General features: G+C 65.4%; 13 protein-coding genes. 4 read left to right on the forward strand and 9 right to left on the reverse strand.

Features of this window, described 5'->3' with window-relative positions; translation table 11 throughout:
• Positions 1-113 precede the first annotated feature (113 nt).
• Together DEQ92_RS04245 and DEQ92_RS04250 are read left to right on the forward strand one after the other, a co-directional pair.
• Positions 114-368 (forward strand): hypothetical protein, encoded by a 255-nt coding sequence (locus DEQ92_RS04245; protein WP_004972521.1) that lies wholly within the window; start codon positions 114-116, stop codon positions 366-368.
• 53 nt (positions 369-421) lie between these two features.
• Positions 422-826, forward strand: coding sequence for a universal stress protein (locus DEQ92_RS04250; RefSeq protein WP_004972522.1), 405 nt, complete (start codon positions 422-424; stop codon positions 824-826).
• Here the strand turns inward: DEQ92_RS04250 and DEQ92_RS04255 are convergent.
• From DEQ92_RS04255 to DEQ92_RS04280, 6 genes are all read right to left on the reverse strand, one after another.
• Positions 823-1,497, reverse strand: coding sequence for a co-chaperone YbbN (locus tag DEQ92_RS04255; protein ID WP_115804663.1), 675 nt, complete (start codon positions 1,495-1,497; stop codon positions 823-825). The two genes, DEQ92_RS04250 and DEQ92_RS04255, sit on opposite strands and share 4 nt — an antisense overlap.
• 2 nt (positions 1,498-1,499) lie before the next feature.
• Positions 1,500-2,243: an ABC transporter ATP-binding protein gene (locus DEQ92_RS04260; RefSeq protein WP_004972524.1), complete on the reverse strand. Its 744-nt coding sequence runs from the start codon at positions 2,241-2,243 to the stop codon at positions 1,500-1,502.
• Positions 2,240-2,998, reverse strand: coding sequence for an ABC transporter ATP-binding protein (locus tag DEQ92_RS04265; protein WP_004972525.1), 759 nt, complete (start codon positions 2,996-2,998; stop codon positions 2,240-2,242). Before DEQ92_RS04265 ends, DEQ92_RS04260 begins: the two co-directional genes overlap by 4 nt.
• Positions 2,995-4,176, reverse strand: coding sequence for a branched-chain amino acid ABC transporter permease (locus DEQ92_RS04270; protein WP_004972526.1), 1,182 nt, complete (start codon positions 4,174-4,176; stop codon positions 2,995-2,997). The genes DEQ92_RS04265 and DEQ92_RS04270 overlap by 4 nt, the downstream gene beginning before the upstream one ends.
• On the reverse strand, positions 4,173-5,141 hold the full coding sequence (locus DEQ92_RS04275) for a branched-chain amino acid ABC transporter permease (RefSeq protein ID WP_050458806.1): 969 nt from the start codon (positions 5,139-5,141) through the stop codon (positions 4,173-4,175). The genes DEQ92_RS04270 and DEQ92_RS04275 overlap by 4 nt, the downstream gene beginning before the upstream one ends.
• Positions 5,142-5,265: 124 nt before the next feature.
• On the reverse strand, positions 5,266-6,573 hold the full coding sequence (locus tag DEQ92_RS04280) for a substrate-binding protein (protein WP_197092924.1): 1,308 nt from the start codon (positions 6,571-6,573) through the stop codon (positions 5,266-5,268).
• A gap of 559 nt (positions 6,574-7,132) precedes the next feature.
• Here DEQ92_RS04280 and DEQ92_RS04285 point away from each other — a divergent pair.
• Positions 7,133-7,735: a Tat pathway signal protein gene (locus DEQ92_RS04285; RefSeq protein ID WP_115804661.1), complete on the forward strand. Its 603-nt coding sequence runs from the start codon at positions 7,133-7,135 to the stop codon at positions 7,733-7,735.
• 84 nt (positions 7,736-7,819) lie between these two features.
• On the opposite strand, the gene DEQ92_RS04290 is transcribed toward DEQ92_RS04285, so the two are convergent.
• Positions 7,820-9,442, reverse strand: a complete 1,623-nt coding sequence (locus tag DEQ92_RS04290) for a long-chain-fatty-acid--CoA ligase (RefSeq protein WP_115820459.1) — start codon at positions 9,440-9,442, stop codon at positions 7,820-7,822.
• A 176-nt stretch (positions 9,443-9,618) separates the two neighbouring features.
• On the opposite strand from DEQ92_RS04290, the gene DEQ92_RS04295 reads away from it, so the two are divergent.
• Entirely contained in the window at positions 9,619-9,864 is a 246-nt protein-coding gene (locus tag DEQ92_RS04295) for a hypothetical protein (protein WP_004972531.1), read from the forward strand.
• 29 nt (positions 9,865-9,893) lie between these two features.
• Here the strand turns inward: DEQ92_RS04295 and acs are convergent, their stop codons facing one another.
• The gene (gene acs, locus DEQ92_RS04300) at positions 9,894-11,882 is read right to left on the reverse strand and encodes an acetate--CoA ligase (protein WP_004972532.1); all 1,989 of its coding nucleotides are present in this window, start codon (positions 11,880-11,882) and stop codon (positions 9,894-9,896) included.
• A 185-nt stretch (positions 11,883-12,067) separates the two neighbouring features.
• The gene (locus tag DEQ92_RS04305) at positions 12,068-13,768 is read right to left on the reverse strand and encodes a methylmalonyl-CoA mutase (RefSeq protein ID WP_115820460.1); all 1,701 of its coding nucleotides are present in this window, start codon (positions 13,766-13,768) and stop codon (positions 12,068-12,070) included.
• Positions 13,769-13,839 lie beyond the last annotated feature (71 nt).

Genomic DNA, 13,839 nt, shown 5'->3' on the forward strand with positions numbered 1-13,839 from the left:
ACATAGCTCACCCTTAGGGCGTGCGGCAAAAGGTGCATCGGTACGCGGACGGGAACCGCCACCTCCCGAGGCGAACGGAAACCCCTAACAGCGTCCGCCCCCGAGCGTGGACCGTGAGTTCGAACGTCGGCGGTCACCGCTTCGTCCTCGGACTGTACGCCGCCCTCGTCGCCGTCGCCGGGGCCGCGGGCTACCTCACGGGCACGTTCGTCTCGGGGCTCAGCGCCCCCCGGTTCCTCTTTCTGGTGCCGTTCCCGCCGACGCCCCTCGGCTTTGCGGCCTACGGCGCGCTGACCATCGCGCTCGTCCTCGGCGCCCCGCTCGCGCTCGTGGTCTACGTCTCGGCGGGACTCGACGACGCGGCCTAATTCGCACGAACGTTCAGCACAAATACTAAGACCGGCGACCGGGACGTGGTAGTATGTATCACGTGGTAATCGGTGTCGATGACGACGCGGAGCACGCGCTCGCGTGCGTCGAAGAGGTCGCGAATCTCCCCGGCGAACCCGACGAGAAGGAGGTGACGCTCGTCCACAGTTTCACCGACAACCCGAGCGGGGCGTCGGCGACGCAGATTCACTCGGTCCGGGAGGCCGGCGAGTTCCTCGAAGACCGCGGTATCGAGTACGACGTCAACGAGTCGTCGGGCGACCCCGCGGAGGTCATCATCGAGTTCGCCGACGAGGAGGACGCGGATCTCATCGTCACCGCCGGACGGAAGCGCTCGCCGGCGGGGAAGGCGCTGTTCGGGAGCGTCACGCAGACGGTGATTCTGAACTCCGAGCGGCCCGTCATGGTGACGGGCACGACGAAGCGAAAAGACTAGTAGACCCGGTCGAAGAGTCCCGCGACTTCGTCGGGGGTCTGACGGCCGGACGCTCGTTCTCGCAGGTCGCCGTCGCGAACGCACAGCACCGTCGGCGCCGCGTCGACCTCGAAAGACCGACAGAACTCGTCGGCCGTCTCGCCGTCGACGCCCGCGGCCGCGACGCCGTCCGGGACTCGGTCGAGGACAGCGCCGAGGTCCTCCTTCATCGCGTCACAGGGCTCGCAGAAGCGTCGCCAGACGAAAACGACGGCGTCCGAGTGGTCTGCGAGGTAGGATTCGAAGGTGTCGTCGTCGAGTTCGTCGAGCGGGGCCGGCACCGGCGACGACGAGGTCATCTCGACGAGCAGGCCCGCCATGACCAACAGCGAGTCCTGTTCGACCGGCGCGTCGAGGAACGACTTCGCCGCGAGGTAGGCGACCACGTCGGCTCTGGTGACGCCGAACTCGTCGAGTCGCTCCTCGACGTTCTCGGGCGCGACGCCGAAGAGGTCCGAGACCGTCTGGTGGAACTCCTCGGTCGAAACCGCGCCGTAGATGTCGTGGTAGACGGCGAGCGTCTTCTCGAACTCCGCCGTCGTCGAGAGCGTCCCGTCGGGCGCTTCGTCGACCGCGCCGGCGGCGATGAGCGTTTCGAGCGCCGTCTCGGGGTCGGCGTGGGTCGCGGCCACGGTCAGACCCCCAGGTACCGCTCGCGGGTCTCGTCGTCCTCGCGGAGTTCGTCGGCGCTCCCGTCGAAGACGATGCTCCCCTGGTCGATGACGTACGCGCGGTCGGCGAGTTTGATGGCCGCCGCGGCGTTCTGTTCGACGAGGAGGATGGTCGTCCCCGCGTCGCTGATGCGCTCGACCGCGTCCTCCACGTCCTCGATAATCTTGGGCGCGAGCCCCTCGTACGGCTCGTCGAGGAGGAGCAGGTCCGTGTTCTGCTTCAGAGCGCGCGCGATGGCGAGCATCTGCTGTTCGCCGCCCGAGAGCGTCCCCGCGCGCTGGTCTTTCCGCTCGTCCAGCCGAGGGAACTGGTCGTAGACCTCCTCGGTCGACATCCCCTTGTGACCGAACGACAGCGACCGACCCCACGTGTTCGATTTGTTGTTGACGACCTCCGCGAGGTGGAGGTTCTCGGCGACCGAGAGGTTCGGGAAGATGCGCCGCTCTTCGGGCACGAGGGAGATTCCCTGCACCGACACGTCTTCCGCGGCGACGCCCGTGATGTCGCCGTCCTTGAACCGAATCTGCCCCTTCCGAACGTCGGGCGGCGTCGCGCCGGCGATACACCGGAGCGTGGTGGTCTTGCCCGCGCCGTTGCGGCCGAGGAGCGCGCAGATCTCCCCCTCCTCGACGCTCATCGAGAGGTCGCGGATGATGTGGCTCTCGCCGTAGTAGGCGTCGATACCGTCGATTTCGAGGAGGCTCATAGCTCGACACCTCCGAGGTACGCCTCTTGGACGGCTTCGTTGCCCCGAATCTCGTCGGGGGTCCCCTCGGCGATGATGCCGCCGCGGCTGAGGACGACGATGCGATCTGAGATGCTGAAGACGATTTCCATGTCGTGTTCGACGAGGACGAACGTGAGCCCGTGGTCGCGTTTGACCCGCTCGATGAGGTCGACCGTCGACTTCGTCTCCTCGGGAGACATGCCGGCGGTCGGTTCGTCCATGAGGAGCAGGTCGGGCTCGCTCGCGAGTGCGATACCGATTTCGAGGCGACGCTTGTCGCCGTAGGGAAGGTCGGTCGCGATAGTGTCCGCGCGGTCCAACAGCCCGACCGAGTCGAGCGTGTCGCGGGCGACGCCGTGTACGTCCGTGAGGCTGTCGCGGTGTCTCAGGAACTCGAAGCCGAACGCACCGCGCTCGGCCGCCAGCGCCGCGATTTCGGCGTTCTCCCTGACGGTGAGGTCGGGGAAGATAGAGGCGGTCTGGAACGACTTCGAGACGCCGCGTTGGACCACCTGATGCGGTTCGAGGCCGACGATTGACTCGCCTTTGAACCGGATATCGCCGCTCGTCGGGTCGAGCCGTCGCGTGATGAGGTTGATGAGCGTCGACTTCCCCGCGCCGTTCGGGCCGATGATAGAGACGCGCTCGTCCTCCTCGACGGTGAGGTTCACGTCGTCGGTCGCGACGAGGCCGCCGAACTCCTTGACGAGGTTCTCCGTTTCGAGGAGCGTCATTGGCCGCCACCTCCGTTCTCGGAGCGCGCGCGAAGTCGCTTCGCCGCCTTCGAACCGAGGTCGACCGCGAGTTCGCGGAGCCGGTTCAGGATGCCCCACAGGCCGTCCGGAACGACCCAGACGACCGCGACGAAGACGACGCCCAAGAGCAGGTGCCAGTAGAACCCGAAGTCCCGGACGAGCACGATGCCCGTGAAGGGAATCGTCAGCGCCTGGATGGTGCTGACGATGTTCTCGATGTAGAGGTACAGTCCGACACCGAGGACCGGTCCGAACATCGAGCCCGCGCCGCCGAGGACGGTCATGACGACGATGTCGCCGGACTCCGTCCAGAACAGCGACTGGAGCGGAACGTACGCACCGTGGATGGTAAAGAGGCTCCCGGCGACGCCCGCGAACCCGCCCGAGATGATGAACGCCATGAGCTTGTACCGCCAGACGTTGAGTCCGACGAACTCCGCGCGCTGTTCGTTCTCGCGGATGGCGCGGAACACCATCCCGTAGGGGGAGTTGAGGATGCGGTAGGCGACCGCGACCGCGCCGACGAAGAAGACGCCGACGAAGGCGTAGAGCCACGTTCCGAGGAGCATCCCGCCGATGGACGGCACGTCCGCTTCGAGGTGGATGACGCCGAGGAAACTGCCGACCTCGACGCCGGTCAGGCCGTTTTCGCCGTTGGTCAGGAACGCCAGCGGCGACGCGGCCATGTAGTAGAACATCTGGGCGAACGCCAGCGTGAGGATGGAGAAGTAGATGCCGCCGCGGCGGAGCGACAGGAAGCCGAGCACCCACGCGAGGAGCACGGCGAAAAGCGTCCCCGAGACGACCATCACGATGGGGTCGCCGCTGACGTTCTTGGCGACGATGCCCGCGGCGTACGCCGCGCCGCCCCAGAAGGCCGCGTGGCCGAACGAGAGCAGTCCGGTGTAGCCGAGCAGCAGGTCGAAGCCGATGGCGAAGATGCCCCAGATGAGGATGAGCGTCGCGAGGCTCTGGTAGCCCTGCAGGAACCCCGAGACGACGGGTGCGCGGGCGAAGAGGTACGGGAACACCGCGACGAGAATGGCCGTGATACCGACGACCGTCCCCTCGCGGCCGCGGAGTTTCTCCCAGCGACCGAAGAGGGTGCCGCCGACGAGCGCGTCCTTCGCGCTCGGGTTGGCGTCCTTCTCGCTCATGGCGTCACCTCTTCGTCGCCGAGGAGGCCCTGCGGCCGCGTCAGGAGGACGATGGCCGCGATGGCGTACAGGCCGACCTGCGACCACGCGGGCGCGAAGGAGACGAGGGCGGCGGTCGTGAGGCCGAAGACGATACCGCCGAGGACCGCGCCGGCGATGCTTCCGACCCCGCCGATGACGACCGTCAGGAACGCCGGGACGAGGATGTTCGTCCCGATGGTCGGGTTGACGACGTTCAGCGGGCCGCCGACGACGCCCGCAACCCCGGCGAGCGCCGCGCCGATGCCGAAGACCACGATGTACGGACGGGTGATTTTGATGCCGAGGAGTCGGACCATCTCGGCGTCGCGGGTCCCGGCGCGAACGACGAGACCGAAGTCGGTGTACTCGACGAGCAGGTACACGAGCGCCACGAGGACGGCCGTGATGCCGATGACCCAGAGCCGCCACTGCGGGAAGTTACCCACGATGGGCAGCGCTATCGGGCCGGAGACGGGAAGACCGGCGAACGAGCCGAACGAGAGGATTCGCTCGGGCTGTTCGAACGGCAGGCTGTTGCTGCCGAACAGGACGCGGAACAGCTCCTGAACGACGATTGCGAGCCCGAACGTGACGAGAATCTGGTCGGTGTCGGGCCGGTCGTAGAACGCCCGCGCGAGGTACCGCTCCATCAGCAGGCCGACGCCGAAGACGAAAAGCGGGACGAAAAGCAGGGCGGCGAAGAAGCCGATGTCGAGCCCGAAGCTCGAAAAGCCCCACTCGGCCAGTTTCCCGTTCGAAAGCGGGACGTTCAGCGCGACGAACAGCCCCGCGTACGTGCCGACGAGATACAGCGCGCCGTGCGCGAAGTTGACGAACTTGAGCGTGCCGAGGATGATGGAGAGACCGACCGCTAAGAGGACGTAGATAGCCCCCTGCTGCAGCCCGTTGAGCAGGATGACGAGTACGTCCGACAGAAGGCTCATCGCCCCTCACCTCCGCCTCGGATGTTCGAAGCGCGAACTACCATGGGTATGCTAAACTTACTCATTTACGTGTGCGTGGTTGTCTGCGATTAACTTTCATTAAGATAACGGTGGAGGTGAGTGTCTACTCGTAGGACCCGAGTTCACACTCGGCCGCCGGCCCGGCGTCGCACGCGTAGCCGAGGTCGTCGCGGCTGGTGATGTTGACGATGTTGAAGTACGTCCCCTCGCTCTGCTCGGAGGCGGGAAGCCCCTGGACGACCGGCACGTCTCGCTGCGCCTGGTGGTCGCAGCCGCGCATCGTCTCCGAGCCCATCCCGATGTTGTCGTACTCGTAGTCTTCGAGTTGCTTGATGACCTCCGGCGGGTAGAACGTGCCCGCGCGCTCGACGGCGGCCGCGTACTGGAGCGTCTGTGCGTACGCCAGTTGAGCGGGGCCCGACGGCGTCCGGTCGTACTCGTCTCGGAACGCCTGCGTGAACTCCTGCGACGGCGTGTTGTCTATCTGCGAGTCCCACGCGACGGTGCCGTAGATGCCCTCTATCGCACCGCCCGCCGCCTCCGCCATCGGGCGGTTGTACAGCGGAACGATGATCTCCATGTCCTCGTCGATGCCGGCGTCGATGGCCTGCTGCATGGAGTTCGCGCCGTCGAGGCCGTAGTGGTTCAAGATGAGCACGTCCGCACCGGAGCTCTGTGCCTCCGAGAGGTACGTCGAGTAGTCGGACGTCCCGAGCGGGGTCGCGACCGACTCGATCTGCTCCCACCCGGCGACGTCCGTCATGAACTGCTCCATCGACGCCTGCTGGGTCTGCCCCCAACTGTAGTCGGCGTAGAGCTGGTAGAACTGCAGGTCCTCGCCGTAGGCGTCGCGGACGACCGGGGCGAGCGCCTGCCCCGTCATGTAGGCGTTGAACATCTCGCGGAAGGAGTAGCGGACGCAGTCTTTTCCGGTGGTGTCGTTCGAGTGCGTCAGACAGCACATGAACATGACTTTCTCGTTTTGACACAGCCCCTGCACCGCGATGGCGACCGCCGAGGACGACCCGCCCGAAATCATGATGGCGTCGTCGCGCTGAATCATCCCCGAGGCGGACTGCCGCGCCTGGTCCGCGTCCGTGGCCGTGTCCCCGTCCACGTGGTCGATGGTGTAGCCGAGGACGCCGTCGCCGGAGAGGTCGTCGAACTGCGAGTCGACCCAGCCGCCGCCCTCGTTGAGGTGCTTCACCGCGAGCTGATAGGCCCGAAGCTCGTCTTCACCCTCCGAGGCGTACGGTCCCGACTGCGGGACGTTGAAGCCGAACGTGGCCGTGTCGCCCTCGATGGGGAAGTTGCCCAGCGCCGGATACTCGTCGTCTCCGCCGCCACCCCCTCCACCGCCGCTTCCATCGCTTCCGTCACCGCCGCCGGTGCACCCCGCCAGCCCTGCCAAGCCAGCGGTCCCAACAGCACCAGTCGCCTTCAGCACGTCTCGTCGATTTAGAGACTTGTTATCCCGTGCCATAGACACATCGGCGGATACATCGTTAATAATAGTTATGTATGGATTCCCTATTACTTGTATTAACAATAATGATAGAATCGAGTCGTCTACGGGATAGTATAAGGGAGCCACCGGCCGGAGGCACCGGGGGAGCGGGCGCTTCGTTACGTCCCACGCGTTGCAGACGTAAAATACGCGCCGGTGGTGGACTTGCTCGCCACGTTCGTCCCCCTTAGGCCGGTCGTCGAGGGCGGCGAACAGAGCCGACGAACTCGCTTCAGTGAGGGCGCTGCGCCCGCGAGTCCGCAGCGTCGCCGACCGCGTGGGCGGGTCGACTATCGGTTCACAACTATCAGAATACTAGATATATATACGCGGATTCCACCGTTTCAACGTGATTCTCCCGGTTCGACAGCGACCGTTAAGCTCCCGCCCTTCGTGAATGTCCGATTTATAACTAACCCGGCAAAGCGCAAATAATGCATCAGCCACCCTCCGTGGCACTACTATGACAGACGACACGAACGACGGATTCAAACCGACAAGACGCTCCGTGCTCCGACTCGGCGCGATGTCGGCGCTCGGCATCGGTATCGGCATCCCCGCGGTTTCCGGCTCCGTGGCAGCGACCATGTGTCCCAAGACGCCCGGCTACTGGGCGAACCACGCGGAGTACAGCGACCCCGAAGACAACTGGGCGGTTCTCGGCGAGGGACCCAACTCGGAATACACCCTCCGCGACGTCACCAAGACCCACGACGAGTGGCGCGAGTTCCTCGTCGCGCCCACGAAGGGCGATAAGGCGAATATCATGGCGAAACACTACCTCGCCATCATCCTCAACCTCCGGAACAGACCGGGTAACGACCCGGGATGCACGAGTGGCGGCGCGACTATCCAGTACGGCTACTACGCGGGCTACACCATCGAGGAAGTCAAGAACATGGCCGGCACGTGGCTCAGTAACTCTAGCTGGGGAAGCAACGGCAACGGAAAACAGACGAGCTGGTACGCCGGCGGCGTCGACGGCGAGAAGCTCAAAGACACCCTCGACGCGTTCAACAACAACCCGGGTTCCCTCGGCCTCGACTGCCCCTGCAACGACCGCTGAACCGCGCACGCCCTCCAAACGAGACCCCTCGGCCGCGGTTAAGACCCTGCTACCCGCAGAAACGCGGGCTTAACGCGGTCGTTCCTATCCTTCCCCGACCATCCGCCCCTCGTCTTCCCACTCCCGCTCGCGCAGTTCGTACTTCTGAATCTTCCCGGTCGCGGTCTTCGGGAGTTCGGCGACGAACTCGATTTCCTTCGGCACCTTGTACGTCGCGATGCGCTCCCGACAGAACTCGATGAGCGCCTCGGCGGTGACGCCCGGCGCGTCGGGGTCGCCGCCCGTCGGCACGACGAACGCCTTCGGCGACTCGCCCCACTCGTCGGACGGGACGGGGATGACCGCCACGTCGGCGACCTCGTCGTGGTCGAACAGCGTGTCCTCCAGTTCGATGCTGGAGATGTTCTCGCCGCCGGAGATGATGATGTCCTTCTTGCGGTCCTGGATGCTGATGAAGCCGTTCTCGTCGACGACCGCGAGGTCGCCCATGTGGTAGTAGCCCTCCAGCCGCGCCGAGAAGGCCTCCTCCGTCTCCTCGGGTTTGTTCCAGTACTTCTCCATCACCTGGTTGCCCGCGACGACGATTTCGCCGATGGACTGGTCGTCTCTCGGCACGTCGTTTCCGTTCTCGTCGACGACGCGAACGTCGGTGCCGAGGTAGCCGATACCCTGTTTCTTCTTCACGCCGAAGCGGTCGTCGCCGTCCCCCAGGTAGCGACCGGCCTCCGAGGTCGTGATGAGCGGGCCGGTCTCGGTGGCCCCGTAGACGTGCATGAGCCGCCAGCCGAACTCGTCTTCGACGGTCCGAATCGTCGCCTCGGGCGGGGCCGCGCCCGCGGTCGCCGCCCGGACGGGGCTCGCGCCGGTCGTCTCGACACCGCCTTCCTCGCGGTAGTGTTTCATCAGGATGTTCAGCACCGTCGGCGCGGCGCAGAGATACGACACGTCCTCGTCGCGGATGGCGTCCAACACGGTCTCGGCGTCGACCCCGCGGGTGCAGACGTGCTTCGCGCCGTGTCCGGTAATCGCGTAGATGTGCCCCCAGCCGTTGACGTGGAACATCGGGAGCGTCCAGAGGTAGACGTCGTCGTCGGCGATGTCCTGGTGCATCGAGACGAGGTAGGCGTGAATCGTCTCCGCGCGGTGGGTCCGACAGACGCCCTTCGGGTCGCCGGTCGTCCCCGAGGTGTAGTTGATGGTGACGATGTCGTCTTCATCCATCTCCGGGCGCTCGTAGTCGGTCGACTCTGCGACCAACTCGTCGAAGTCGAGCCACTCGCCGTCGGTCGATTCGGCGGCCTTCTCGGGGTCGTTCGTGACGAAGATCTCCGTCGGAATCTCGTCGCGGACCTCGTCTATCTTCTCGGCGAAGGCGTAGTCGGCGTAGACGGCCGTCACGTCCGCGTCGTTCAGCATGTACTCGAAGTCGGCCGGGACGAGCCGGTAGTTCAGCGGCATGTGGACGGCTCCGAGCTGCATCGACCCGTAGGCGGCTTCGAGGTGGTAGTGGGTGTTCGGGTCGAGCACCGCGACCCGGTCTCCCTTCTCGACGCCGCGGGACTGGAGCGCCGCCGAGAAGCCGTCGGCGCGCTCGCCGAGTTCGTCGTAGGTAAAGCGCTCGCCGGTCGTCGCCACGACCGCCTCCTCGTCCCCGTAGTACCGCCGCGCGCGGTCGAGGAACTCCGTCACCAGGAGTGGTTTCTTCATACGCGCTATCCTTCACTAACGTTCAAAATAAATGTGCGGGCTGGTACCGCGGCGCGGATAATTGAGAACTATTCGCACACCGAGCCACAATATCCCACGACTCGCGCCGCGAGAGACTATATTACTACACAAACTATGCAGGAAAATACCTTATTCGAGGAGTCCGTAGTGCGCGTATGGCGCTTTCAGACTACACCGGGCGCTCGCCGACGGGCCGGGACGAGACCATCGTTCGCGTCGTCCCCCATCGGCTGTGGCGGCCGGGCGACGAGCGAATCGAACCCTGCACCTACAGCGGCGAGGAGATTCGGCTCTCCGAGAAACACCTCCTCGCCGTGGTCGAACGAGACGGCGTCCGGGAACGACTGTACTTCCGCGACGAGCCGTCGCTGTCGGCGTGGGTCGAAGAAAAGCCGCGATAGGACGGGGCCGACGGTGGTGGAGACGGTGGTTACTCGCTTTCGACCTGCCGCTGAATCGACTCGACGATTTCGGGGTTCCGGAGCGTCGTCGTGTCGCCGAGTTCCTCGCCGTTCGCGATTTCCTCGAGGAGACGGCGCATAATCTTCCCGGACCGCGTCTTCGGCAGTTCCGGCGTGAACACGACCATCTCGGGGCGGGCGATGGGACCGATGGCGTCCTCGACGCCCTCGATGATGCGCTTTCGCATCTCGTCGTCTTCGTCCTGTCCCTCCTCGGTGATGACGTAGGCGTAGACCGCCTCGCCTTTCACCTCGTGATTGCCGCCGACGACGGCGGCCTCGGCGACGCCCTCGACGCCGACGATAGCCGACTCGATTTCCATCGTCCCGAGGCGGTGGCCCGAGACGTTGATGACGTCGTCCACGCGCCCGAGGATGGTGATGTAGTCGTCGCCGTCGATTTTCGCGCCGTCCTCGGGGAAGTAGACCCAGTCGTCGGGGTCGTCGCTGTCGGTGTCGGAGTACTCCTGCCAGTACTCCTGGATGAAGCGCTCGTCGTTCTTGTAGAGCGTCCGGAGCATCCCCGGCCACGGCTTGTTCACCGTGAGATAGCCAGCCCGACCGGCGTCGACCCGCTTTCCTTTCGTGTCGACGATTCGGGCGTCGATGCCCGGCAGCGGCGGGCCGGCCGACCCGGGTTTCATCTTCTTGATTCCCGGGAGGGTCGTTATCATCATGCCGCCGGTCTCGGTCTGCCACCACGTGTCTACCACCGGGCAGTCCTCGTTGCCGATGTGCTTGTAGTACCACTTCCACGCCCGCGGATTGATGGGCTCACCCACGGTGCCGAGCAGGCGCAGACTCGACAGGTCGTGCTGTTCGGGGAACCTGCTGCCCCACTTCATGAACGCGCGAATCGCCGTCGGCGCGGTGTAGAAGATGTCGACGGCGTACTTCTCGATGATGTCCCACAGGCGGTCGCGGTCGGGGAAGTCGGGCGTCCCCTCGTACATGACCGTCGTCGTCCCGAGCGCCAGCGGGCCGTAGACGATGTAGGAGTGGCCCGTAATCCAGCCGATGTCGGCCGAACACCAGTACGTGTCTTCCTTCTCGATGTCGAGGACCGCGTGAGAGGTCCACGCGGCGTACGCGAGGTAGCCGCCGGTGGTGTGCTTGACGCCCTTCGGCTGTCCCGTCGTGCCCGAGGTGTACATCAGGAACAGCATGTCTTCGGCGTCGCGCTCGACGGGGTCGATTCGCTCGCCGGCGTGCTCGTCGAGGAGGTCGTCCCAGTCGTGCTGATTGCCCTTCAGGTCGTGGCCGAAGCCGTCGTCGCCGAGGCGGTCGACGACGACCGTCGCGTCGACACCGTGGTCGACGCCGTCGAGGCCCTCGTTGGCCTTGTCGAGGTGGTCGAGCGGGTCGCCGCGGCGGTAGTAGCCGTCGCAGGTGACGAGGAACCGGGAGTCCGCGGAGTTCATCCGCGTCGCCAGCGCGTCGGCGGAGAAGCCGCCGAAGACGACCGAGTGCGGCGCGCCGATGCGGGCGCACGCGAGCATGGCGATGGGCAGTTCGGGAATCATCGGCATGTAGAGCGTGACCACGTCGTCCTCCTCGACGCCGAGGTCGCGCAGCGCCGCCGCGAACTCGTTCACCTCGCGATAGAGGTCCTGATAGGTGTACGTCCGCGTCTCGCCGTGTTCACCCTCCCACTTGATGGCGACGCGGTTCTTGTCCCCGTTCTCGACGTGCCGGTCGACGCAGTTGTACGAGACGTTGAGCTTGCCGCCCGTGAACCACTTGTAGAACGGCGGGTTCGAGTCGTCCAGCACCTCGTCGTACTCTTCGTCCCAGTCGAGCATCTCGGCGGCCCCCTCCCAACACTCGGGCCAGTTCTCCTCGAACTCGTCGTAGACGGCCGGGTCGGAGACGTTCGCTTGCGCGACGAACTCCTCGGAGGGTTCGAACTCCTCTTGCTCGACCAGCCGTGCCTCCAGTTCGGTGTCACCGTCTGCCATAGTACGTGCTAACTACACCAATCCTCCATGATAAATCTATGTAGTCCAGCAGTCCGAGCGGGGACTCTCGCCGCGGGCGGTCACCGGTCCGTCGGTCGGTTACGCGAGCCGGCGGCGCGCGTTCCAGTCAGCGAACGTTCATGTCATCCCCAACGTTTCGGGCGGGTTCGCCGCGCCGGCGACTCTCACATCACGCCGATGGTCTCGCGGTAGGTGCCGTACTCCTCGGCGAACACGTCCATGATTTCGCCCATCGTGACGTACTCCTTGGCGGCGTCGACGAGCACCGGCATGACGTTCCCGCCGTTTCGGACCGTCTCGCGGAGTTCGTCGAGGGCGGCTTCGACCGCCTCGTCGTCGCGGTCTTCCTTGACGGATTCGAGGCGCGAGAGCTGTCGGTCCTGCACCTCGTCTTCGACGTGCAGCAGGTCGGGACGGCTGTCGTCGTCGGAGGCGTACTTGTTGACGCCGACGACGACCTCCTCGCCGTCTTCGACCCGCGACTGGTACTCGTAGGACGCCTCGCTTATCTCGCGGTGGTAGTAGCCCTCGTCGATACCGGCGAGGACGCCGTCGCGGACCGAGCCCTCGCCCATCTCCCGAATCTCCTCGATGTAGGCCATCGCCTCGGCCTCGATTTCGTCGGTCAGCGTCTCCACGAAGAAGCTCCCGCCGAGGGGGTCGATGACGTCGGCCGCGCCCGACTCCTCGGCGATTATCTGCTGGGTCCGCAGGGCAACGGTGACGGCCTCCTCCGAGGGGAGCGCCAACGCCTCGTCGAAGCTGTTCGTGTGGAGCGACTGCGTGCCGCCGAGGACGCCCGCGAGCGCCTGAATCGTGACGCGGACGATGTTGTTGAGCGGCTGTTGGGCCGTCAGCGACTGCCCCGCCGTCTGGGTGTGGAACTTCAACTGCTTCGAGCGCTCGTCTCCGGCGTCGTACCACTCCGACATCACGTCGTGGTAGATGCGGCGGGCGGCGCGGAACTTCGCCACCTCCTCGAAGATGGAGTTGTGGGAGTTGAAGAAAAACGACAGCTGGGGGGCGAACTCGTCCACGTCGAGGCCGCGGTCCACCGCGTCTTCGACGTAGGCGAAGCCGTCGGCGAGCGTGAACGCGAGTTCCTGAATCGCCGTCGACCCGGCCTCGCGGATGTGGTAGCCCGACACCGAGATGGGTCGGATGCGCGGGGTCTCCTCGGCGGCGAACTCGACGGTGTCGGTGACGAGTTTGAGCGACGGTTCCGGCGGGATGACCCACTCCTTCTGCGCGATGAACTCCTTGAGCATGTCGTTCTGGAAGGTGCCGCCTATCTGCTCGCGGGGGACGCCGCGGTTGTCCGCGAGCGCGACGTACATGGCGAAGACGACCGGCGCGGAGGGGTTGATGGTAAAGGAGGTCGTCACCTCGCCGATGTCGATGCCGTCGAACAGCACCTCCATGTCGCGGAGGGTGTCGACGGCGACGCCCTCCTTTCCGACCTCGCCGTCGGAAAGCGGGTCGTCGGAGTCCTTGCCCATGAGCGAGGGCATGTCGAACGCCGTCGAGAGCCCGGTCTGACCGTTCTCGATGAGGTAGTGGAAGCGCTCGTTGGTCTCTTTCGCCGTGCCGAAGCCGGCGAACTGGCGCATGGTCCACGTCCGCCCGCGGAACATCGTCGGGTACACCCCGCGCGTGTACGGGGACTCTCCGGGGAAGCCGAGGTCCGATTCGTAGTCGAGGTCGGCCACGTCGTCGGGGGTGTAGAGGTCCTCGACCTCGTGGTTCGAGACGGTGGCGAACCGGTCTTTGCGCTCGCCGCCCTTCTCCACGAAGGGGTCGCGGGTCTCCGATTCCCACTCGTCGCGCGCCTCGCGGATGGACGCCAAATCTTCCTCGTCGTACATGCTCGTGAATCCGTATGGACGATGATTAAGGATTCGGGTCGAAGTCGACCCGCCGGACGGCACGGGTCCGC

The sequence above is a fragment of the Haloferax sp. Atlit-6N genome (assembly GCF_003383195.1).
GTDB lineage: Archaea > Halobacteriota > Halobacteria > Halobacteriales > Haloferacaceae > Haloferax > Haloferax gibbonsii.